The following is a 22,081-nucleotide window of genomic DNA, read 5'->3' as shown; positions in this document are numbered from 1 at the left end:
GCACACACGATGTAAGGGACGTTCTGTTACTCCGCCGTCCCCAAGTAAGCGGCTTTCAGCGCGGCGACCTCGAACTTCACCATTTTCATCATGGCCTGAGCGACACGCCCTGCCTTTACCGGATCGGAGTCAGCCATCATCCTGATGAGATCGCCTGGAACGATCTGCCACGAGACGCCGAAGCGGTCTTTCAACCACCCGCACGCCTCGGGCGAACCGCCACCCTCGAGAAAAGCATTCCAGTAGCGGTCAACTTCTGCCTGATCGGCACAGTCGACCATAAGGGATATCGCGTGATTAAACGGGTCGCCCCCGCCGGAGTTCATGGCAATGAAGGGTTGCCCAAACAGAACAAATTCGACCATCTTCGTGGAACCGGCGGCCGGTACCGGTGTAACCCGATTGACGCGCGAGTCCGGAAAAATACTCGCATAGAAAGCAGCGGCCTCCTCAGCTTGATCGGAATACCAAAGAAATGGCGTGATCTTTTGAATCGTCATGGCAAATCTCCTGTCAGGGTTGGCTGAATGCGGAGGCAAGCCGCATGCTGCCATTGAGACGACGAAGGAAGACTATCAAAATCGACACGCCGCGAAGAAAAATTTCACTTCCTACCGGCTTCGATCACAGCAACGGCAACGTCAGCCTGATGTGCTCCGCGAATACCGTAATCAGATGGGCGGGACGCTCCCGCTCGAACTTCAGGGTAATGCCAACGGTAGGCAGGGATGGAAGCGCCGGATCGCCATTGAGTATGCAGAGATCCGGGGGCACTGCCGTCTGTGTGATAACGGCAACGGCCTGCCCCGAGCGGACCAGGGCCGTCAGGCCGGCAAGACTGCTGCTCGCATAGGCGATGCGGTAAGCCCTGCCCACGCGTTGCAGCGCTTCGCAGGCCGCCACATGGTCGAGCGTATCGGGATCGGAAACCGCCAGCGGCAAGGGATCGAAGTGCGCGGAATCCAGTCCCGGATAACCCACCCAGACCAACGGCTCGCGGCGAATGATGTCGTCATTCGCCGCGTCGTCCGGCAGCGAGATCATGGCAAGGTCCAGCGCATGCATCTCCAGTTGTTCGAGCAATCGCGGAGTCGGGGCGCACATGACCTCCACCAGAGCATGCGGGTGCTGGCTCGAGAACTGGCGCAGCAAATGCGGCAGAAAAACGGCGGCGTAGTCGTCCGGACAGCCGAAGCGGATCGTCCCCGACAGCCCTTTGCCGGACAGATCGGCTATCGCCTCGTCATGCAGGCGCAGAATGCGTTGGGCGTGGATCAACAGGCGTTCGCCGGGATTGGTCAGCACCACCCCTCGACCCGTGCGCTGGAACAGCGGCTGATCGACGATTTCTTCGAGGCGCTTCATCTGCTGACTCAGCGCAGACTGGGTCCGGCCGATCCGGTTGGCCGCGCGACTGAGCGCCCGGACTTCGGCAATGACGATAAACGAACGCAGCAGATCAATTTCCAGGGAAAGACTCAAGGTATAAGCCCCGCTTCTATCTTCGATAAGAACTATTCGATTCTATGAAAGCAGAGAGCCATCTAGACTGCAAGTTATTCTCGCCACCCGCCAAGGAGAAGCAAGGTGTCCCTGAACAACGATGCAAATTTCTGGCGCAACGCCAGACAGCACCTCATCCGCTACGGCGGCACCTTCGAGCCGATGATCATCGAGCGCGCCCAGGGCAGCTTCGTCTATGACGCGGACGGCCGCGCGATTCTGGATTTCACCTCGGGGCAGATGAGCGCGGTGCTCGGGCACAGCCATCCGGAAATCGTGTCGGTCATCAACGAATACGCCGGCAAGCTCGATCACCTTTTCAGCGGGATGCTGTCGCGGCCGGTGGTCGATCTGGCGACCCGGTTGGCCGAGATCACGCCTGACGGGCTCGACCGGGCGCTGTTACTCAGCACGGGCGCTGAGTCGAACGAGGCCGCCATTCGCATGGCGAAGCTCGTCACCGGTAAATATGAAATCGTTGGTTTCGCGCAGTCCTGGCACGGTATGACGGGGAACGCGGCATCCGCGACTTACAGCGCCGGCCGCAAGGGTGTTGGTCCGGCAGCGGTCGGCTCCTACGCGATCCCCGCGCCGTTTCCGTATCGGCCGCGTTTCGAGCGCAATGGGGAATACGATTACCTGGCGGAACTGGACTATGCCTTCGATCTCATCGATCGTCAGTCCAGTGGCAATCTCGCCGCCTTTATCGCAGAGCCGATCCTCAGTTCAGGCGGCATCATCGAATTGCCGGTCGGCTACATGGCCGCACTGAAGCGCAAATGCGAGGAGCGCGGCATGCTGCTGATCCTCGATGAAGCGCAAACGGGTGTCGGGCGTACGGGCACGATGTTCGCCTGTCAGCACGATGGCGTCACGCCCGACATTCTCACCTTGTCGAAGACGCTGGGCGCCGGTCTGCCGCTTGCGGCCGTCGTGACTTCCGCACAGATCGAGGAGCGGGCCCATGAGTTGGGTTATCTGTTCTATACGACGCATGTGTCCGATCCGCTTCCCGCCGCCGTCGGCCTGCGAGTGCTGGATGTGGTCGAGCGGGAGGGGCTGGTCGCGCGTGCGAACCTGATGGGCGAGCGACTCAAGCGCGGCCTGCTCGATCTGATGGAACGCTTCGAGTGCATCGGCGATATTCGCGGACGCGGGTTGCTTCTGGGGATGGAGATCGTCAAAGACCGCCGCACGAAGGAGCCGGCGGATGGGCTCGGCGCGAAGATCACCCGCGAATGTATGAACCTGGGGCTCAGCATGAATATCGTGCAGTTGCCAGGTATGGGCGGTGTCTTTCGGATCGCGCCTCCGTTGACCGTTCTCGAGAGTGAGATCGACCTGGGTTTGGATCTGCTGGGGCAGGCGATTGAGCGCTCGCTGTAGTCACTTCGGTGTTCATAACAGACGGCGGGGAACGATATGTGATGCTCACACTTTCAAGTCACCCTGCCACAGCCTTGATGAATTCTTCCAGCACAGGATTGACCGTGTCGGTTCGCCAGACAAACTCGACCGGATAAGATAGGGTTAGGTCCGCATGATCCATCAGAACAACCTGATTCGGGCAACTATAAATGGATGCCTCAGGAACGATCGCGTACCCCATGCCCGCTGCCACTAGGCCGAGTATCGTCGATACGTCGCCACCGATAGGCACGATACGCGGCGAAAACCCCGCAAGCTGGCATTGATGAATCAGAAAATCGTAGTACGCCGGCGCCACTTCCCTTGCGAACCACATACATGGCTCGTCCTTTAGGTTGGCTAACCGCTCCGGCATAGCGGGCGCAGACCCGTCGCTGGGGCGCGGCATCGCGAGCTTGAGACGGCAGTCGAACAGATGACACGCGGAGAAAGTCGGATCGCGCGGGTCGCGCCACGCGAGAAATCCGCCGTCGAGGCTGCCATCCGAAATCCGCGCCAACTGCTTCGCTGCCAGCCCTGGTTCAAGCATGATCGTGACATCGGGATGCGTGATCTTGAAGTCACGAACCGGCTTCAGCGTCGCGGGATGCCAGCTGTAGTTCGGCGCGAGTCCGATTCTCAACGCACCCGACTGGCCCCTCGCAATGCGCACGAACAAGTCGCGCGCCGCTTCCACATCGTTCAGTACACGTCTCGCATCGATGGCAAACTGCGCGCCCGGCGTGGTCAGTTGTACGCCCTTGGCGTTACGATGAAACAGGTCGCTGCCCAGCTCCTCTTCGAGATCGCGGATCTGCCGACTCAATGCCGGTTGAACAATGTGGAGTCGTCGCGCGGCCTCCGCTACGCTGCCGCAATCCGCTACGGCAAGAAAATATCGAAGGTGTCGGAGTTCCATGTCTTATCGGGTTGGGCATGCCTATGCTTCAAAAGTATAGCTGCCATTTTTGAAGAGTATGCGTGCCGCAGCACGCCTCGCGCTTAGTGTACCGACACGCATAACTACACGTGAGCAGACAAAATGGCGAGTGTGAAAGCGGTCGGTCATCGACCAGACAGGGTGGCTGTGCCCAGCCGACGCGCAGTTGCAGCGGCATCGGTGGGTAATCTTCTTGAGATTTACGATTTCATTGCCTATGGCATTTTCGCGGTTCCCATATCCCGGACGTTTTTCCCCGCCAGTTCCGACTTCGCCGCGCTGATTCTGACGTTCATCACTTTCGCGGTGGGCTTCCTCGTGCGGCCAGTGGGCGCGCTCGTACTCGGCCGATACGCGGACCGTGCGGGTCGCAAGAAGGCTTTGAGCCTCACGCTGCTGCTCATGGCTGCCGGTACCGTTGTGCCAGCCGTGTGCCCGTCGTTCGCGAGCATCGGCATTGCCGCGCCGATTGTTATCGTGCTTGGCAGGTTGATCCAGGGCTTTTCGGCGGGCGGCGAGATCGGCGGCACGGTAGCGATGCTGGTCGAGAACGCGCCACCGTCGCGTAAGGGGTTGTTCGGCTCCTTCCAGCAAATGTCGCAAGGCGGCGGCACGCTGATCGCCGGACTCGTCGGACTGGCGCTAACGAGCCTCTTTACCCAGGAGCAGATCTTCGGCGGCGCATGGCGTCTGGCGTTCGCCTTCGGCTTGTTGATCGGTCCGGTCGGCTGGTACATCCGACGCTCTGTCGATGAAACAGCGGTCTTCGAGCAATCTCAGCGTTTGCCGCGCCGAGCCCTGTGGACGCAATTGGTCGAATACCGGAGCCAGGTGGCAACCGGCGTGGCAATCATGGTGTTCTGGACGATCGCCACCTACGTTTCGAATTACTTCACGACCTACGCTGTTCGCGAGGTTCATCTAAGCCTCTTTGACAGTTATGTCGGACAGGTCAGCTATGGCATGGCGATGATGACGATGTGTCCCATCATCGGTCATCTGTCGGACCGGATCGGCACCCGTACCCCCATGCTGATCGGTGCCGCACTCACGGCAATCGCCGCCTATCCGCTGTTCGTGCTGCTTTCCCATTACCCCGGACTCGCTACGCTCGTGGTGGTGCAGGTCACCATCGCGATCCTGCTTGCCTGCTACGCCGCTTGTGCATCGAGCGTGCTCGGCAACGTCTTCCCGACGGAATTTCGCGCAACGGGCGTCGGTTTTGCCTATGCAATCGGCGTGACGGTGTTTGGCGGCTTTACGCCGGTCGCGGTGACTACGCTGATCGGTTTCACCGGCGATCGCCTTGTGATCGGGTATTACCTCGCGACCGCAGCATTGATCAGCTGCGTGCCGGTGCTGTTTATGACCAAAGGCAAAGGCAACCCGGAACCGGACACGGTCCAAACCCAGCTCGAGTGATTACATCGTCCAGTCGCATGCCCCAAAAACCAGATCGCACCAAAACTGAAAATGATTTACGACGAATCGATTATCGCCTTTGAACCCGAACTGATCCGTATCCGGCGACATCTCCATGCGAATCCCGAGCTTCGTTTCGAAGAACAGCGGACGTCCGACTATATCGCCAGTCTTCTTGACGACTGGGGAATACCGGTCGTTCGAGGGATCGGCGGGTATGGACTTGTCGGTGTTCTGCGTCACGGAACGAGCGAGCGTTCCATTGGTTTGCGCGCTGACATGGATGCGCTGCCGATGCACGAAGCAAACACGTTCGCGCACGCGTCGCGTTACTCGGGCAAGATGCACGCGTGTGGCCACGATGGACATACCGCCATGCTGCTCGGCGCAGCGCGCTATCTTTCCCAGCATCGACATTTCGACGGCACCGTAAACTTCATCTTTCAGCCTGCAGAGGAAGGCGGCTGCGGCGCGCGTCTGATGATCGAGGACGGCCTGTTCAATCGATGCCCAATGGACGCCGTGTTTGGAGTTCACAACTGGCCGGGCATGCCCGCGGGCAACTTCGGCATCCGTCCGGGTGCATTGATGGCGTCGAGCAACACGTTCGAAGTGCACATAAATGGACGCGGCTCGCATGCCGGGCAGCCGCATCGTAGTGCGGATCCTGTCATGGTCGCCGTCCAGATCGCGCAAGCCTGGCAGACGATCGTGTCGCGCAACGTCGATCCAAACGAGTCGGCTGTGTTGTCAGTCACGCAAATTCACGCAGGCAGCGCGGTGAACGTCATCCCTGAGCAGGCGATGCTCAACGGCACCGTACGCAGTTTCAGCGTCGATGTGCTCGACATGATAGAAAGCCGCATGCGCACAGTGGCGGAAGGTATCGCCGCTGCATTCGATATCGAGCTCACGTTCAATTTCACGCGCATCTACCCGGCGCTTGTCAATCACGCGGCCGAAGCCGCGCTCGCTGGCAACGTCATGCGCGACCTGGTAGGAGCCGCGAACGTGGACGAAAACGTGGAGCGCACCATGACGTCGGAAGACTTCGCGTTCTATATGCTGCACAAACCGGGCGCCTATGCGTTCATCGGCAACGGCGACGGCTCGGCGCGCTTGCCCGGACAAGCGGGCGGCCTGTGCCAGTTGCACAGTGCGAGCTATGACTTCAACGACGCGCTGCTGCCTCTTGGCACGTCGTACTGGGTCGCGCTTGCCCACGCCTATCTCGACCATCCGGGCGCAGAGGCATAAGCAGGCTCAGCGGAAAACGAACTGTCGGCTTGACCCAACACACATGTGTTGACACGCGTTCCAATTGCAAAGAAACTTGATGCCATGCTGACGCAAAACCTCTTCTCCTTCGCGTTTCAATGCCACATGGCAGTCCGTTCGGGCATGCCATCGGAGGCCAACGCGCGTTAGATAAGCAGGAACGCAGCTCAAAGGCCTCGCCGAAAATACGGATGAGGCCTTTTTTGTTTGTGGCGTCTCCGTGATCGGCATCACCAGCGGAGATGACCATGGACGAAAGAAGCCCAAAGTTGGCCCCATCCGGCTTACCTGCAACCGACGATTGCAGCAAAGACCGCGTGGCAAGTACTGCGATCTACCCAACCCGGGGCCCTGTGTCGGCAACGCGTTGGGACACTACCGTCGAATGGCACGATGGCGGATGCGATGCACGTATTCGCTTCGCCCGGATGTTGTACCCGTACGAGTACTGGAATCTTCCGATGCAGGAAGGCCACTTCGGCCGGCCGGTCATTTCGATGATTTCAGAGGATGACCCACCGACAACGACAGGGCCACCCCTCCCCGGCATTCTTGCGACTGTGGGCCGTTTGTGGCGGCTGGCGATCCGCAGGGCGCGGGCTACCGGGAGAGCCACATCTGCGCTCTTCGGCAAGCGGCCGCAGGATTGACTAACGGCTTGACGTTCCGCGCGACGGTGCTGCGCTGTCGCGTGGAACTTCATCCGCAAAGCTCTTCACTTGACCGTCCAACGTCACAGAGTGACAAGGCAGTTCGTGTGCAACTTGACCTGCTCACCCGTGACCCGGCTCTCAATTGCCGTTTGTCCCCTCGAACTCAACGATCTCGATCCAGTTCGCACCCTTACCCACGGGGTACTGTCCAATCAAAGCCAGTGCGCCGGAGTTGCGGTCAATACTGTAAGCGCTCAGGTTTGACGACAGTTGACCCACTGCAAGCAGATACTTGCCCGACGGATCGATATTGAATCCGCGCGGCTGCTTTTCTGTCTGATACGTGCCGATGCGCGTCAATTCACCTGATTTTGCGCTCACCCGATAGGCAGCCAGCGTGTTGGACGTGCGTTCAGTGGCGTACAGGAAACGCCCGTCTGGCGTGACGTGTACATCAGCACCCCACGGCTTGTCGCCGGAAAAATCGGGCGGCAGGATGGAGACGGTCTGGACGGGTTTGACTTTGTCACGCGTGCTATCGAACGCGAGCACATGCAGTTTGCCATCGAGCTCATCGATCAGATAGACAAAGCGATGATCCGGCGAGAACACAAAGTGGCGCGGACCCGACTTCGCAGGCAACGAATAGGCGGGCGCGGCGTCTTCGGTCAACTGACCGTTCGACGCATCGAATTTCAGACGCAACCACGCATCCGAGCCGAGCACCGATGCGAAGACATAACGATTGTCGGGCGCATTGCGTATGGCGTGAGCCATGGGGCCGGTTTTGACGGTTCGCAGGACTTCACCCGCCACGCCATTCGCGGCGATCCGGCTCACTGCCAGAAGGTTTCCGCCATACGATGCGGAAAAGAGGTAGCGGCCGCTCGCATCCGTCGAAACGTAGGCCATGCTATCCGCAAGCGGCGCCCTGCCCAGTTCGATCAGCCGACCGTCGAGCGGATTGACCGCGAAGCTCACCACGCTATACGGCTTGGAGCGTAACGCAGCATAGAGCCGGAGGTGGTCGGGCGAAAGCGCCATCGGCATGACCGTGCCCCCAACCGGCACGGTCTCGACTGCGGCGAGTGAGCCGCTCGATTTGTCGAGGCTGAAGACAGAAATGTCCTGGCTGTCCGCATTCGATACGTAGGCGTACGTAGCAGCCTGCGATACGCCCGATCCCAAAGCACCCGCAAACAGGATTGCTGCGACCAGGGTGGCCCTAACGCTCATCGTGACACTCCGTTGAAATGGTTGAATTCGTCGAATATGAACATCCAGCATCGGCCGCCTCAGTCTTTTCGAAAGAATATCCGCGGCCGGTGGCAGTACATTGCCAGCCCGGCACGTGCGCGACAGATGCTTCTACTGGATATGGATGCGGGTCAAGCCCGATTGAGGCGGAATGCCGAAACAGCATCCGTCATCGCCTGCGCCTGCTGCTCAAGTGCGCTCGCGGCGGCGGCTGCCTGCTCGACTAGCGCGGCGTTTTGCTGCGTTACCCGGTCCATCTGGCTGACGGCCTGCCCGACCTGCTCGATGCCGGAGCTCTGTTCAACTGTCGCCGAAGTAATCTCAGCCATGATGGTGGCGACGCCTTGCACCGCGCCCACAATCTCGCCCATGGTCTGCCCGGCCTGGACAACGAGTTCATTGCCGTCACGGATATCGTTGACGGATGCGGCGATCAGCGTTTTGATCTCCTGTGCCGCGGCAGCGCTGCGCTGCGCGAGCGTGCGCACCTCGCCGGCGACAACGGCAAAGCCGCGACCCTGCTCCCCTGCTCGCGCGGATTCGACCGCCGCATTCAAGGCCAGGATGTTGGTTTGAAATGCGATGCTGTTGATCATCCCCGTGATCTCGGCAATCTTGTTCGAGCTGGCCGTGATCGCCGTCATCGTTTGCACTGCCTGCTGCACGACATTGCCGCCTCGCTGTGCGACGTCCGCCGCGTTAGCGGCGAGCTTGCTTGCCTGGCGGGCATGGTCGGCGTTCTGTTTGACGGTCGAAGTCAGCTCTTCCATGCTGGCCGCCGTTTCTTCAAGCGACGCAGACTGCTGCTCGGTTCTACTCGACAAATCGAGGTTGCCGGCAGCGATCTCACGCGCACCACCGTGGATGGCTTCACAGTTCACGCGCACATTCGACACCGTCTTCGCCAAGCCCGTCTGCATCTGCGACATCGCCGTAAACAACTGTCCCAACTCGCTCCTGCCCCCTTCCGGAATCGATACGGTCAGGTCGCTGCCCGCGATACGGTTGAGCAACTCAGATGCAATCTGCAGCGGACGAACCACGATCTTCCGCAAAGCGAAATGCGCAGCGACGATCAATGCAAGGGCCAGTGCCACCCCCGCCGCCACCATCGTGACGACCCAGGTGTACTCACGATCACCTTGCGCGGCGGAATCCTTGGCAAGTGCTTCAGCGAGGTTCTGGAACTTCTCGACATTGGCCGAATAGGCGACACCAGCCAGCGTGATGTCTTTATCGTTGATCGATACGTAAGCATTCGTATCGCCCCGCCGCAAGGCGTCGAACGCAGCATGCAGAATCGTGGCCAGAGTATTGGAAGAATCGACGAGTTTTTGCTTCAGCGCGTCGTCCTGCCCCGCAAATTTATCAGCATCGCGAAACATCTGGGTTTCACGATCCGCACGCTCCAATGTCGTGGCCGCACTTTTGAGCGCCGAGTCGCGGGTCGCTTCGTCATTGCGCTCTTTCAAAGCAGAATACGCACGCGTCAGAGCGGCGCGGGTGCGTGTGGAGTCTTTATAGGCATCGTTGACCAGCACTTCCTGGCTGGCGATATCGTGCAGACGCCGAGCGTTGTCGTTAGAACGGCCAAGTGCCAGCACCCCCACTACGCCGCCGATCAGAATCATGCCCGCGAAAAGCACGAGGACGGCAAGGAGACTGTGTCTTATTGTCAGATTACGCATGCCTACCGATCCAGTTAACCATTGTTTGACTGTTTACGACATAAACAACGCAAAACCTGAGCCGTCGATCTCGCAGGATTGCGGTACAGCCCGCGGCGTGGCGTGGTGCCGTGCAGATCCATTTCGAGATACGTCATCATACAAGACGAATTGACCCCTTGTCGAAATTATTCGACGCGTATTTACCCGAATTTCCCCAAATCACTAAATTTCAATTTCTTTCAACGCGATACCGGCTGAGACCTTATTTATATGACGTCATATGTCTATGAAGCTGATCGTAACCGCCGATATCGCAGGCGAAGCAACGCGGGCACGCACTGCCAAGACCCCGGAGCTGGTAGCGCTGCTCAGCGCAGTCTGAGAGACATTGACCGTCATCGACATTGCCCCGCCCAGTAAATTGCGTCGAAATGTTATATGATGGTCATCATGAAAAAGCCATCAATCAATCGGAAGGCTGCCAGCCGCAAAGAAATCACGCACGAGCGCATCGTCGAAGTCGCCGCGCGCGCGATCCGGCGCAGCGGATACGACGGCACAGGAGTGGCCGACATCATGAAGGAGGCCGGCCTGACGCATGGCGGCTTCTATTCCCACTTCCCGTCGCGCGAGGTGCTGCTTGCCGAAGCCGCTGACCGCGCCGGTGCTGAAGCCGTCGCGCTCTCGGAACATATCGCCGCCTCCGTACCGCCAGAGGAAGCGTTGCCGTCGATGGTGCGCGCGTATCTGTCGAAGGAACATTGCGAAGACATAGAGAATGGCTGCCCGGTCTCCGCCCTTGGCTCCGAGATGCCGCGCCAGGCGCCGGTCGTGCGGCGCGCAGCCACCCGCCGCATCAAGGAGATGATCGATGTCATTGCGCGCCAGTTGCCCGATTGGGGTCAGCCAGGCGCGCATGAGCAGGCGCTTGTCACGGCGGCCACCATGGTTGGCACCATGGTGCTGGCGCGTGCCGTCGACGACCCCAAACTGTCGGAAAATTTTCTTGAAGCCGCATTGAAAAAACTCGCGCCCACTGACGCGTAAATCCACCGGCCCGGTGCCGGTTTTTGTTGGACCGGAAATATGATGAACATCATATTTTTGCGAGATGAACACTCAAGCAAGCACCTAAAGACATCCCTCAATATCGGAAGGACATCATGGAAACTGGAATAGCGCTCGTTACGGGCGCCTCGTCAGGAATCGGCGAAGCCACGGCCAAGCGGCTCACGAAGGCCGGATACAAGGTCTACGGCACCAGCCGGCGCGGCGCACAGGCCGGCCAACGGACGTTCGAGATGCTGCCCCTGGACGTGACTAGCGATGAATCGGTCGAAGCTGCCGTCAAGGAAGTACTGCGCCTGCACGGCCGCATCGACCTGCTGGTGAACAACGCTGGTTTCGGCGTGGCCCCTGCCGCTGCAGAAGAGAGTTCGATTGACCAGGCCCGCGCGATCTTCGATACGAACTTCTTCGGAATCGTCCGCATGACGCGTGCCGTGGTGCCCCATATGCGGCAGCAAGGCAGCGGCCGCATCATCAACATCGGCTCTGTGCTGGGTTTCTTACCCATGCCCTATATGGCGCTGTATTCCGCCACCAAGCATGCGGTCGCGGGCTATTCGGAATCGCTCGATCATGAGTTGCGCACGATGGGCATCCGGGTCTCCGTCATTGAGCCCGCCTACATCAAGACGCCTTTCGACGCGAACTTCATGGAGCCGGACGCTCCCCTCGACGACTACCTTGAGATACGCACGGCCATCGCGAGGCGTGTGAAAGAGGTCGTCGAGAGCGCTGACGGTCCCGAAGTCGTGGCCGAGACCGTACTGCACGCCGCCATCGCGGCTCGCCCGAAACTTCGCTATACAGCCGGTGGACTCGCCGCCCGTCTGCGATTGCTGCGCAGGTTTGCGCCCGCCGGCCTTGTGGATGCAGGTATTCGCAAAGACCTTCGACTTCAAACTTAACGGCATGACTGCGTTGCCATCGAGCTAGAGCGCTACATCCCCGCTACTGTCCGCGAAGCACCCTGACTCAACGAGAAACGTACAAGGAAACATGATGAAGGCATTTGTTGTCGATCGATATGGCCGCAAGAATGACTTGCGAGCCGGCGAAATGCCGGTCCCGGAGCCGCGTGAGGACGACGTATTGATCCGGATCCACGCCGCGGGCGTGAATCCGCTCGATGCCAAAATCAGGGACGGCGAGTTCAAGCTCATTCTGCCCTATCGTTTGCCGCTGATTCTGGGCAACGACCTGGCCGGGGTGGTGGTCCGTGTTGGATCGCGCGTTCGGCAATTCAAGCCAGGCGATGAAGTCTATGCCCGACCGCATAAAGATCGCATTGGCACTTTCGCGGAATTCATTGCCGTCAAAGAAGACGGCGTGGCGTTGAAGCCCAAATCACTCGCCATGGAAGAAGCAGCCTCGATTCCGCTGGTAGGCTTGACCGCGTGGCAGGCGCTAATCGAAAAAGGACAACTCAAGAAAGGGCAGAAAGTGTTGATCCATGCTGGCTCGGGCGGCGTCGGCACATTCGCCATTCAACTGGCGAAACATGTGGGCGCGACCGTCGCGACGACAACGAGCGCGCGCAATGCCGAACTGGTGAAGCAACTCGGTGCGGATATCGTCGTCGATTACAAAAAAGACGACTTTGCTGACATCCTCAAAGGTTACGATCTGGTGTTCGACACGCAGGGCGGCGATACGCTCAAGAAGTCACTGCGCGTGCTCAAGCCGGGTGGCAAACTCATCGGGATCGCGGGACCGCCCGATCCCGACTTTGCCAAAGAGATGGGCGCTTCGTGGTTCCTGAAAATGGTGATGCGTCTTTTGAGCTATCGCATCCGGAAAACTGCAAAACGTCATGACGTCAGTTATTCATTTGTGTTCATGCGCGCCAGCGGGGACCAACTGAGCCGGATCGCTGCACTGATCGATGCAGGATCCATACGACCGGTGATCGATCGGATCTTCCCGTTTGCGGCAACCAACGAGGCCTTGGCTTACGTCGAAACCGGGCGTGTAAAGGGTAAGGTTGTCATCAAGATCCAATAGAAGGCTTGGACCGGTCGCGGGCCAATGCCCGCGAGATGCTGGATAGACTGTTTTAAGAAGCGACAATAAAAAAACCGCCCCGGAATCCCGAAACATCCTCCGCATGCCATCCAATGGCATGATAGTGGCCTCGCTTCTCAATCCACCAGCTCTCTCCCGAACATGTCGAACCTGATCGTACATGGCGGTCTCCCGTTACGCGGCGAGATCGTGCCATCCGCCAACAAGAACGCTGTCCTGCCTATCCTTTGTGCCACGCTGCTGACCGACCAGCCACTGCGTCTCATCGGCGTACCCGAGATTACCGATGTCAAGAAGATCCTCGAGATCTTTCGCACGCTCGGCAGCAACGTGTCGATGGACTTTGCCACCGGCATTCTCGATTTGCATCACCACGCCACGTCCTTCGATCCCGTCGCGCACAGGCTGCCCGAGGAGATGCGTTCTTCGATCATGCTGGTGCCGCCGCTGCTGGCGCGTTTCGGCGTTGCACGTCTGGAGAACGACGTGAAGGGCTGCACGCTGGGCGTGCGCGAGATCGATCCGCACGTTGAGGTATTCGAGCGCTTCGGCGCGAGCATCGAGCGCACCACCGACTCGCTGATCGTGCGCGCGGCCACTCAAATGGCGGCGAATCATCATTGGCTGGACTACGCGTCGGTCACCACCACTGAGAATTTCGTGCTTTGCGCGGCGTCGGCCAACGGTACGTCGACCTTGGTCAATGCAGCATCGGAACCGCATGTGCAGGAGTTTTGCCGTTTTCTGGCCATGCTGGGTGTCCCGATCGACGGCATTGGCACATCGCGCCTGAGCGTAGAAGGCGGCCATAAACTCGGCGGCGGCGAGTTCCGGTTCAGCGAGGATTTCCACGAGATCGCGACCTTTCTCGCGCTTGGTGCGATCACCGGGGGCGACATCAAGGTCAAAAACAGCGCGCCCGATCAGTTCCCGCTGATCGACCGAACCTTCGCGAAGTTCGGCGTGCAGGTGGAGCATCGCGATGGCTGGTCGCACGCCGTTCGCGAAGGCCCATTGCGAGTGCGCCGCCCGTTCACCCAGAATATTCTCACCAAGGTAGAAGCGGCGCCCTGGCCGTATCTGCCCGTCGATCTGCTCCCCATCTTCATCGCGCTTGGCGTGAAGGCGGAAGGCAGCGCGATGTTCTGGAACAAGGTCTATGACGGCGCGATGGGCTGGTCCGTTGAACTCTCCAAGTTCGGGGCTCACGTGTTCCTGTCGGACCCTCATCGTTTGATCACTTTCGGCGGACTTCAGTTAAGCCCAGCGAAGGTCGAGAGTCCGTACATCATTCGCGTGGCAATCGCGTTGCTCATGGTCGCCGCGAGTATCGAGGGGCGCTCGGAAATCACCAATGCGCTGCCGATCCGCCGCGCACACCCCAATTTTGTGGAAAACCTGCGCTCGGTGGGCGCACGCGTGGAATGGACCAGCAGCGAATGATCGTCTAAGGCGATCCACCGGAACCCGAACATCATGGAGCAAACCTTGCACGAACTTCGCCTCGAGACGTTGCAGGTAGGTGCACTGCGCATGCGTGTGGCCAGCCAGGGCAGCGGCCCGCTGGTGCTGCTATGTCATGGATTTCCGGAGTCCTGGTACGCCTGGCGGCACCAGTTGGCGGCGCTGTCAGCCGCCGGTTTCCGGGCAGTCGCGCCCGACATGCGTGGCTATGGCGGCACCGACGCGCCGCCAGACGCGGAGTCGTACACGATGCTGCATCTCGTCGGCGACATGGTCGAACTCGTCAATGTTCTCGGCGAGAGCGAGGCGGTGATCGTCGGCCACGACTGGGGCGCGCCGGTGGCCTGGAACGCGGCGATGTTGCGGCCCGATCTGTTCCGTGCCGTCGTCGGCATGAGCGTGCCGTTCCATCCGCCTGCGCGGGAGGACTTGCTCAGTGCGCTGGAGCGGCAAGGTGTCCAAACGTTCTATATGCAGCATTTCCAGACACCCGGCATCGCTGAGCGCGAGTTCGAGGCTGATCCCGAAGCCACCATTCGACGCGTCACGTTCAGCATGTCGGGCGATGGGCCCGACCACGTGGTGGCGGGCATACTCGCGCCCGGCACAGGTTTTCTCGACAACACAGTGGACCCCGAGACGCTGCCTGCCTGGCTAAGCAGTGAAGAAATCGCCTACGTGGCGGGCGAATTCGCGCGCACTGGCTTCAGAGGCGGGCTGAACTGGTACCGCAGCATTCGGCGCTCGTCGGAACTCATGGCCGCGTGGCGGGGCTGCGTGATCCGGCAGCCTTCGCTATTCGTGGCCGGCGCGAAAGACGACGTCCTTAAGTTTCCGGGCGCGCAGGCCCGTATCGCGAATCTGGCACGCGTACTGCCCGGACTGCGTGGATGTCATATTCTCGATGGCGCGGGTCATTGGATTCAGCGCGAGCGTGCGGCAGAAGTGAGCGATCTGCTGGTTGCGTTCCTGAAGGGACTGTAGGCAGCGTGCATTCCGGCTCGCGCGATTCGTTACGCAGTTGACTTATCGATGAAGCGGGTCCGCCACGCCCTCTATCGGAATCGCTCGGGACGAAACGGATGGGGATCGGTAAAAGGCTCGCCACCCGTCATCATTTCTGCGAGCAAACGGCCTGTCACGGGACCGAGCGTCAATCCGTGATGGTTATGCCCAAACGAGAACCACAACCCTCGATGGCGAGGCGCGCGCCCAATGACAGGCCGCATGTCGGGCGTACAGGGCCGCAACCCGAGCCATGGCGCGTCATCGAGGCGGCGGCCCAGACCGAATATCGGCCGGGCAACGGCTTCCGCGCGTTCCAGTTGAACGCCAGTCGGTGGCGCATCGCGTCGGGCGATTTCCACGCCGGTGGTCAGCCGCAGGCGACCTTGCATAGGCGCGACCACATACCCTTTTTCCGTGTCGACCAGCGGTATCGAGAGCATCGATTTCGTAGCCTCGTAGTGCATGTGATAGCCGCGCTTTGCCCGTAGCGGTATCCGATATCCGAGCGGCTCAAAGACCTTGTCGGACCAAGGGCCAAGCGCTACGACCACCTCTTTCGCACTGATCCTGCCTTGCGACGTCTGAACAGTCCATGCATCGGCTTCCTGACGCACCGTGACCGCCTCGCCGGTGAGCAGCGCGCCGCCGCCCTCCTCGAACAGTCGCGCGTAGCCCTTCGTCAACGCACCCGGATTGGAGATGCTCTTCGGGTCCTGCCAATGCAATGCGCCGCTAAAACCCGGCGCGATACCGGGTTCATGCGCCACCAGTGCATCGGCATCGCACGGCACCACGCGCAATCCGTATGTCCTCGCCGTGACTTCGGCGGCTGATGCCTGCCGTTCATATTCCGAGCGGGTGCGAAATGCCTCGATCCAGCCGCCGTCGTGCGCGAGACTTTGGAGGCCGGCACGCTCGATCAGCACGTCGTGCTCGGCGACGCTTCGCCGGATCAACGGCAACATATCGCGCGCGGCAGCTTCGAGCCGCTCGGGAGACGACTCCCACCAGAATCGCGCCAGCCACGTCGCGAACGACGGCAGCGCCCTGTAGTCCCAGTAAAGATCGGTCGACCGATTGCGCAGGTAGCGCAGCAGCGTACCGAGATCGCGCGGAAAGCCGTAAGGAACCACCGACGAACTTTCGATCAGGCCGGCATTGCCAAAGCTGGTCTCTTCGCCGGGGCCGCGTCGATCGACGAGCCCCACGCGGCGGCCGCGATCCTGCAGATGCAGCGCGGACGACACGCCGACAATCCCGGCTCCCAGCACGATCACATCGAAATCCATAAGCTCGCTCGAATGTTCATTTCGGATTCCGATGCGAATCGGCTCGCATCGGGTCATGAACCGGTTACTTCGCGATGATGTCGCGCTTGAAATACTTCTGCGACAGGTTGCTGAGCGTGCCGTCTTTCTTTAGTGCGGCGAGCGCAGCATCGATCTTTCCGGCCAACGCCTTGTCGCCCTTGCGCAAGCCGAAGCCCGTGCCTTCGCCAAGCGTTGCCGGATCGCTGAGCGGCTGGCCGACAATCGCATAGTCATGGCCTGACGGCTTGTTCAGGAAACCATCCTCAACAGTCTGCGCTTCCTGGACGGCGGCATCCAGGCGTCCGGCAACGAGGTCGGCGTACACCTGATCCTGGTCCTGGTACGAAACGATCGATACGCCGGCATTCGCCCAGTGGAGCTTAAGGAAATCTTCCTGCGACGATCCCTGCAGAACGCCGACGCGTTTGCCCTGCAGGCTCTTCACATCCGGCAACAAGGGGGAACCACGCTTCGCCACCATCACGATCGGCACCACGTAGATCGGCGGCGTGAAATCGATGGACTGTTTGCGCTTGTCCGTAATGTTCATCGCGGAATTGATGACATCGAATTTGCGCGCCTGCAACGCGGGAATCAAGCCGTCGAACGAGTTCTCCACCCATTCGCATTTCACGCCCATCTTCGCGCAGACCGCGTTGCCGACGTCAACGTCGAATCCCTGCAATTGCCCCGTCGGCGACTTGCTTTCGAACGGCGGATACGCGGCCTCGATGCCGAAACGCAAGGTGCTTTGAGTCTCGGCGCTGACGGTGCCAACCGAACCGATTAGAGCGGCAGCGACGAAAAGTGAGAGTGGAAGCTTCAGACGCATGATGGTTCCCTATGAAATTGGGGTTCACAAAATTAGGGCACGGGGCGGTAACTGACGGCGCGACCTCGAGAAGACGCATGAGGTGCCAAAAAGGCCTGTTCTCACACTCGTTCTGGAACAACAGTCTATTCTGGACACTCACAAATGCAAGCGATTTTCAAAATAAAAGTCCAGACTGGACTTTTTGACTTTAGAATTGCGCTGACGCCGCTAGCCGGCAACGATGTGGAGAGCAGGCCCATGAGCAGCACAGACACAGTATTCCCGTTGATCGTCCAGCAGGACGCGGTGCGTAAAGCACTGCCCCACCTCGATGTGCGCGGCGCGTTGGCACGCATGTTTCTCTCGCTTGCGAACGATTCCGCAGTGCAGCCGTCGCAGACCTTCACCCCGTTTCCACAAGGGACTGGCGATTTCATTACGTACCTCGGGGTCATGGCGGAGGCCAAGGTATTTGGAGCAAAGATATCGCCGTACATCGTGACAGAAGCGAAACCGGTCATTACGGCATGGACCGCACTGATGTCGATGGAAACGGGGCAACCTTTGATGTGGTGCGATGCGGGTCTGCTCACCATCGAGCGCACCGCCGGCGCAACGGCACTTGCGGTGGAACACCTTGCGGCACCCAACGCGCGCCGGCTCGCCATCGTCGGCGCGGGTGCCGTGGGGCAGGCGCATTTGCGCCACCTTGCGCCGCTGCGAGCGTGGGATGCGATCAATGTGTTTTCACCCGAGCTTGCGAGCAACGAGGCGAAGCGCGCAGAGATCGTCGCCCTTCATGAGCGTGTGCGGATCTGCACTCAGCTTGATGATTGCGTGCGCGATGCCGACGTGGTCGCGTTGTGCACCTCCTCGGGCACGCCTGTACTGTCGGACAACCTGCTGACCAAGCCGGCACTCATCACGTCGATCAGCACGAATGTCGTCAATGCGCATGAAATTCCACCGGCGTGGATTCAAGACATGGACGTCTATTGCGACTACCGGCGAACCACGCCCGCCAGCGCAGGTGAAATGAAATTGGCGGCGCAACTGCATGACTGGTCGCCGGAAAGCGTTCTGGGCGATTTGCCCGAACTCGTATCCGGCAGGGCCAGGAAACCCTCCTGGCGGCAGCACGTTTTCTTTCGCTCAATCGGACTCGGACTGGAAGATGTCGCGATCGCCTACGCGTTGTTCAGGCACGTGAGCGGGCAACCGACCGGTTGAGCAAGACCGATGCGGCTGTGCGTGGGTTGCCGCAAACAGGGGTGAATATTGCCCGTGGCAAAATAGTGCATCGCACGAATATTCGTTGCACCTTGACACACGCGCCGCCAGACCCGGCCAAACCGAAAAATCTCATGCTTCCCTATGCGAAAGACTAAGACCACACCCGCGCGCCGGCTTTTGCTGGATCGCTACGGCCGTGTCGCCGACGGTATCGCGCTGCTCTTCTTTCCGTACGTCGAAATCGTCATTCATGACCTGCACAGCCAGACGATCGCGTACATTGCAAACAACCTGTCAAAGCGTGAGCTGGGCGACGAATCGGCGCTGGAAGAGATTGATCATTCAGCGCAGTCAGGCACGATCGGTCCGTACGAAAAGATCAATTGGGACGGCAGGCGGATGCGCTGTGTCAGCACGGTGCTCTTTGACGACGCAGGCGCGGCTGTCGGCGTAATGTGCGTCAATTACAACATCGCCGTCTTCGAGGACATGAAACATGTCATCGACCGCGTGGTGTCGGGCGCGGGTCTGGTGAAGCAGCCTGAGGAGCTGTTCAAGGACGACTGGCAGGAGCGCATCAACACGTTTCTCCACGCATGGCTTCAGGAACGCCAACTGGCACTCAACTCCCTGACCCGGGAACACCGTCGCGAACTGGTCGAGGCACTGTGGGAGGAAGGGGCCTTCAAAGGAAAGAGCGCGGCTAACTATGTTGCCAACGTTCTGGGCATGGGCCGTGCGACCGTCTATCAGCATATAAGGGATTTACGCGGCGCCGCAGCCTAGGCTGAATCGGATTCAGCGACTGGCAACTGCCGGCCGCTGTTTCTGTCATTTTCAGAAGACAACTGCACGATATATCAGGAGCTAATTGCACGACCGATATACCACCGATGCAAATTACAGTCCGTTATACTTTCAATTGCCTGAAGATAGTCCGCTGCGCGGTATGTTTGGCCCGGCATAACGGCATGGTGCCGTGTCCGAATCGGCCAATCCACGCGTCAATCGCTCGGCGGTGTGAAAAAACACCGTAATATTGTCGGAGACGGGCACATGAGCACGACAATTTCAATCGAAGAGCCGCCTCGCCTCATCGGGATCGTGACCAAGCTCTACTCGGGTTTGCTGGTCATTGGTTTTGCGCTCCTTCCCGCCTACCTGATTGCCTATCTGGCTTTCTTTCAAGACCCGAGCCTGAAGTTCGAAAACCACGGGTTCCACGAAATCGCGATCGCAGCAGCAACGCTCGAGGGGCTGTTTGTCACCTATGTAACCTGGCGTTGTTATCTGTCGTCGGGTGAACCGCTGTTGCGGTGGCTGACTTTAGGTTTTCTCGGCTTTGTGCTGGTCTATGCGCTGCACGGCGCGTTCACCGGCATGGCGCACCACAATATCTGGCTATTCCTGCTCTACGGACCCGCATCGCGTCTGGTGATGTCGGTGCTGCTGCTGGTTGGGCTTCTCTCGTACCATCGCGCGCCGGACGCGCTCAAGCAGCGCTCGAATCCGCGCCCGTGGCTGAGGTGGATCGCCGTGTTCGTCCTGATCGACCTGGTTGTCGGAATCATCGCGAACTCGCCCTTTGCGGGCAACCTCGCCGTGCGGCTCTCCATGGAAGGCGGCGCGCTCGTCTTCTCGACGCTGAACGTCACGGTGCTGATGCTGCGTCGCATTCGCTCGCCGCTGATGGTGATCTACGGCATCTCGATCACCTTCTTCGCGCTGGCGTCTCTCGCGTTCATTCTCGGCAAGCCCTGGAATCATATGTGGTGGCTGGCACACGCGATCTTCGCCGCCGGCTTTTTCCTGCTGAGTTACGGCGTCGTTCAAGCATTTCGCACGACGCGGTCCTTTTCTACGATCTACAGCCAGGAAGAACTGATGGCTCGCCTCGCCGAAGCGATGGCACGCACGGAAAGCGCGCTGCAGGAACTCCAACGCACCAATCACAAGCTCGAACACCTCGCCGCGACCGATCCGCTGACGGGCGCCGCGAACCGGCGCGAGTTTATCCAGCAAGTGGAGACGGAAATCGCACGCGCCAGGCGAGGTGGTGCGCCGTTCTCGCTGCTGGCGCTGGATCTCGACCACTTCAAATTGATCAACGACAACTACGGCCATCAGGTGGGCGACGAGGTGTTGCAGCGATTCGTGCAGAAATGCCTTGATGCCATTCGACCCTATGACGGCGTAGCGCGGGTCGGTGGTGAAGAGTTTATGGTGCTGCTGCCTAAAGCCGCGCTGGACGTGGCACGTTCGATCGCGGAGCGCGTTCGGGGCGCTGTGGCTACCGAGGAGTTTTACACCGGAACCGGACGGGCCGTCGCCGTTACTGTCAGTGTTGGCGTCTCCGAGTTCGGCCGCGACGGTGTCACGATCGACACCCTCTTACGCGTTGCCGATGAACGCCTTTACCGGGCCAAGCACGATGGCCGCAACCGCGTGGTGGCCGGATAGAAGAGGTAACAGGTGACGCTTATTAGCGTGTACGGGTTTTTCCTGGTCTCAGCCTATGTCGATACCGGCGTAGCCAGATCGTCGTAGGAGTATGTTCAACTTCTCCAGTGAAAGGCGAGCACACCATGACTACCGGAACAATCCGTCTCCATCGTGTCCTGCACGCGACTCCCGAGCGCATCTATCGGGCCTTCCTCGAAGCCGACGCGATCGCGAAGTGGCTTCCTCCCTACGGGTTCACCTGTCAGGTCCACCACATGGATGCACGCGTGGGCGGCACTTACAAGATGTCCTTCCGTAACTTCGGCACCGGCAATGGTCACTCGTTCGGCGGCGAGTACGTCGAACTGGTGCCGTTCGAGACCATCCGCTACTCGGACCGTTTCGACGACCCGAACCTGCCCGGCCAGATGCACGCCACCATTTCATTGCGGCCGGTGTCCTGCGGAACCGAACTCACCATTGTGCAAGAGGGCGTGCCCGAGGTTATTCCAGTGGAGATGTGTTACCTCGGCTGGCAGGAGTCGCTGGTTCAGTTGGCAAAGTTGGTCGAGCCGGTGATCCCTGACTAG

The 22,081-nt window shown here is 59.8% G+C and carries 19 protein-coding genes; 12 read left to right on the top strand and 7 right to left on the bottom strand.

Features of this window, described 5'->3' with window-relative positions; all coding sequences use genetic code 11:
* Nucleotides 1–26: 26 nt before the first annotated feature.
* Nucleotides 27–500: a VOC family protein gene (locus FSO04_RS13780; RefSeq protein WP_154560210.1), complete on the bottom strand. Its 474-nt coding sequence runs from the start codon at nucleotides 498–500 to the stop codon at nucleotides 27–29.
* Between the two features lie 124 nt (nucleotides 501–624).
* On the bottom strand, nucleotides 625–1,509 hold the full coding sequence (locus FSO04_RS13775; protein ID WP_174825286.1) for a LysR family transcriptional regulator: 885 nt from the start codon (nucleotides 1,507–1,509) through the stop codon (nucleotides 625–627).
* Between the two features lie 78 nt (nucleotides 1,510–1,587).
* Here FSO04_RS13775 and FSO04_RS13770 point away from each other — a divergent pair, with 78 nt between their 5' ends.
* Nucleotides 1,588–2,889, top strand: a complete 1,302-nt coding sequence (locus FSO04_RS13770) for an aspartate aminotransferase family protein (RefSeq protein WP_168435675.1) — start codon at nucleotides 1,588–1,590, stop codon at nucleotides 2,887–2,889.
* 58 nt (nucleotides 2,890–2,947) lie between these two features.
* On the opposite strand, the gene FSO04_RS13765 is transcribed toward FSO04_RS13770, so the two are convergent.
* Nucleotides 2,948–3,829 (bottom strand): LysR family transcriptional regulator, encoded by an 882-nt coding sequence (locus FSO04_RS13765; RefSeq protein ID WP_154560208.1) that lies wholly within the window; start codon nucleotides 3,827–3,829, stop codon nucleotides 2,948–2,950.
* Nucleotides 3,830–4,030: 201 nt separating this feature from the next.
* Here FSO04_RS13765 and FSO04_RS13760 point away from each other — a divergent pair, with 201 nt between their 5' ends.
* Entirely contained in the window at nucleotides 4,031–5,272 is a 1,242-nt protein-coding gene (locus FSO04_RS13760) for an MFS transporter (RefSeq protein WP_233464838.1), read from the top strand.
* Between the two features lie 51 nt (nucleotides 5,273–5,323).
* On the top strand, nucleotides 5,324–6,529 hold the full coding sequence (locus FSO04_RS13755) for a M20 aminoacylase family protein (protein ID WP_414693420.1): 1,206 nt from the start codon (nucleotides 5,324–5,326) through the stop codon (nucleotides 6,527–6,529).
* An 812-nt stretch (nucleotides 6,530–7,341) separates the two neighbouring features.
* Here FSO04_RS13755 and FSO04_RS13750 read toward each other — a convergent pair.
* Together FSO04_RS13750 and FSO04_RS13745 are read right to left on the bottom strand one after the other, a co-directional pair.
* Nucleotides 7,342–8,439: a lactonase family protein gene (locus FSO04_RS13750; protein WP_154560205.1), complete on the bottom strand. Its 1,098-nt coding sequence runs from the start codon at nucleotides 8,437–8,439 to the stop codon at nucleotides 7,342–7,344.
* A gap of 152 nt (nucleotides 8,440–8,591) precedes the next feature.
* Nucleotides 8,592–10,148: a methyl-accepting chemotaxis protein gene (locus FSO04_RS13745; protein WP_154560204.1), complete on the bottom strand. Its 1,557-nt coding sequence runs from the start codon at nucleotides 10,146–10,148 to the stop codon at nucleotides 8,592–8,594.
* A gap of 420 nt (nucleotides 10,149–10,568) precedes the next feature.
* On the opposite strand from FSO04_RS13745, the gene FSO04_RS13740 reads away from it, so the two are divergent.
* The 5 genes from FSO04_RS13740 to FSO04_RS13720 all read left to right on the top strand — a co-directional run bounded on the left by FSO04_RS13740 (nucleotide 10,569) and on the right by FSO04_RS13720 (nucleotide 15,668).
* Nucleotides 10,569–11,177 carry a TetR/AcrR family transcriptional regulator gene (locus tag FSO04_RS13740; RefSeq protein ID WP_154560203.1) on the top strand — a complete coding sequence of 203 codons (609 nt, stop codon included), beginning with the start codon at nucleotides 10,569–10,571 and terminating at the stop codon, nucleotides 11,175–11,177.
* A 116-nt stretch (nucleotides 11,178–11,293) separates the two neighbouring features.
* Nucleotides 11,294–12,103: an oxidoreductase gene (locus FSO04_RS13735; RefSeq protein ID WP_154560202.1), complete on the top strand. Its 810-nt coding sequence runs from the start codon at nucleotides 11,294–11,296 to the stop codon at nucleotides 12,101–12,103.
* Between the two features lie 94 nt (nucleotides 12,104–12,197).
* Complete coding sequence (locus FSO04_RS13730; RefSeq protein ID WP_154560248.1) at nucleotides 12,198–13,199, top strand: NADP-dependent oxidoreductase; 1,002 nt, start codon at nucleotides 12,198–12,200, stop codon at nucleotides 13,197–13,199.
* Nucleotides 13,200–13,361: 162 nt separating this feature from the next.
* Complete coding sequence (locus tag FSO04_RS13725; protein WP_154560201.1) at nucleotides 13,362–14,663, top strand: UDP-N-acetylglucosamine 1-carboxyvinyltransferase; 1,302 nt, start codon at nucleotides 13,362–13,364, stop codon at nucleotides 14,661–14,663.
* Between the two features lie 45 nt (nucleotides 14,664–14,708).
* Nucleotides 14,709–15,668 carry an alpha/beta fold hydrolase gene (locus FSO04_RS13720; RefSeq protein ID WP_233464837.1) on the top strand — a complete coding sequence of 320 codons (960 nt, stop codon included), beginning with the start codon at nucleotides 14,709–14,711 and terminating at the stop codon, nucleotides 15,666–15,668.
* 71 nt (nucleotides 15,669–15,739) lie between these two features.
* Here FSO04_RS13720 and FSO04_RS13715 read toward each other — a convergent pair whose 3' ends face one another.
* Nucleotides 15,740–16,981, bottom strand: a complete 1,242-nt coding sequence (locus tag FSO04_RS13715) for an NAD(P)/FAD-dependent oxidoreductase (RefSeq protein ID WP_154560200.1) — start codon at nucleotides 16,979–16,981, stop codon at nucleotides 15,740–15,742.
* A 64-nt stretch (nucleotides 16,982–17,045) separates the two neighbouring features.
* Nucleotides 17,046–17,834, bottom strand: a complete 789-nt coding sequence (locus FSO04_RS13710) for an ABC transporter substrate-binding protein (protein ID WP_154560199.1) — start codon at nucleotides 17,832–17,834, stop codon at nucleotides 17,046–17,048.
* Between the two features lie 240 nt (nucleotides 17,835–18,074).
* Between FSO04_RS13710 and FSO04_RS13705 the strand changes: the two genes are divergently transcribed.
* From FSO04_RS13705 to FSO04_RS13690, 4 genes are all read left to right on the top strand, one after another.
* Nucleotides 18,075–19,046, top strand: a complete 972-nt coding sequence (locus FSO04_RS13705) for an ornithine cyclodeaminase family protein (protein WP_154560198.1) — start codon at nucleotides 18,075–18,077, stop codon at nucleotides 19,044–19,046.
* 144 nt (nucleotides 19,047–19,190) lie between these two features.
* Nucleotides 19,191–19,835, top strand: a complete 645-nt coding sequence (locus FSO04_RS13700; RefSeq protein WP_054038287.1) for a helix-turn-helix transcriptional regulator — start codon at nucleotides 19,191–19,193, stop codon at nucleotides 19,833–19,835.
* A 270-nt stretch (nucleotides 19,836–20,105) separates the two neighbouring features.
* Complete coding sequence (locus FSO04_RS13695) at nucleotides 20,106–21,509, top strand: GGDEF domain-containing protein (RefSeq protein ID WP_154560197.1); 1,404 nt, start codon at nucleotides 20,106–20,108, stop codon at nucleotides 21,507–21,509.
* 125 nt (nucleotides 21,510–21,634) lie between these two features.
* The gene (locus FSO04_RS13690; RefSeq protein WP_154560196.1) at nucleotides 21,635–22,081 is read left to right on the top strand and encodes an SRPBCC family protein; all 447 of its coding nucleotides are present in this window, start codon (nucleotides 21,635–21,637) and stop codon (nucleotides 22,079–22,081) included.

This window comes from Paraburkholderia madseniana (assembly GCF_009690905.1).
Lineage (GTDB): Bacteria > Pseudomonadota > Gammaproteobacteria > Burkholderiales > Burkholderiaceae > Paraburkholderia > Paraburkholderia madseniana.
The sequence above is the reverse complement of the archived record's forward strand: the minus strand, read 5'-3'. Positions and strand labels throughout refer to the sequence as shown.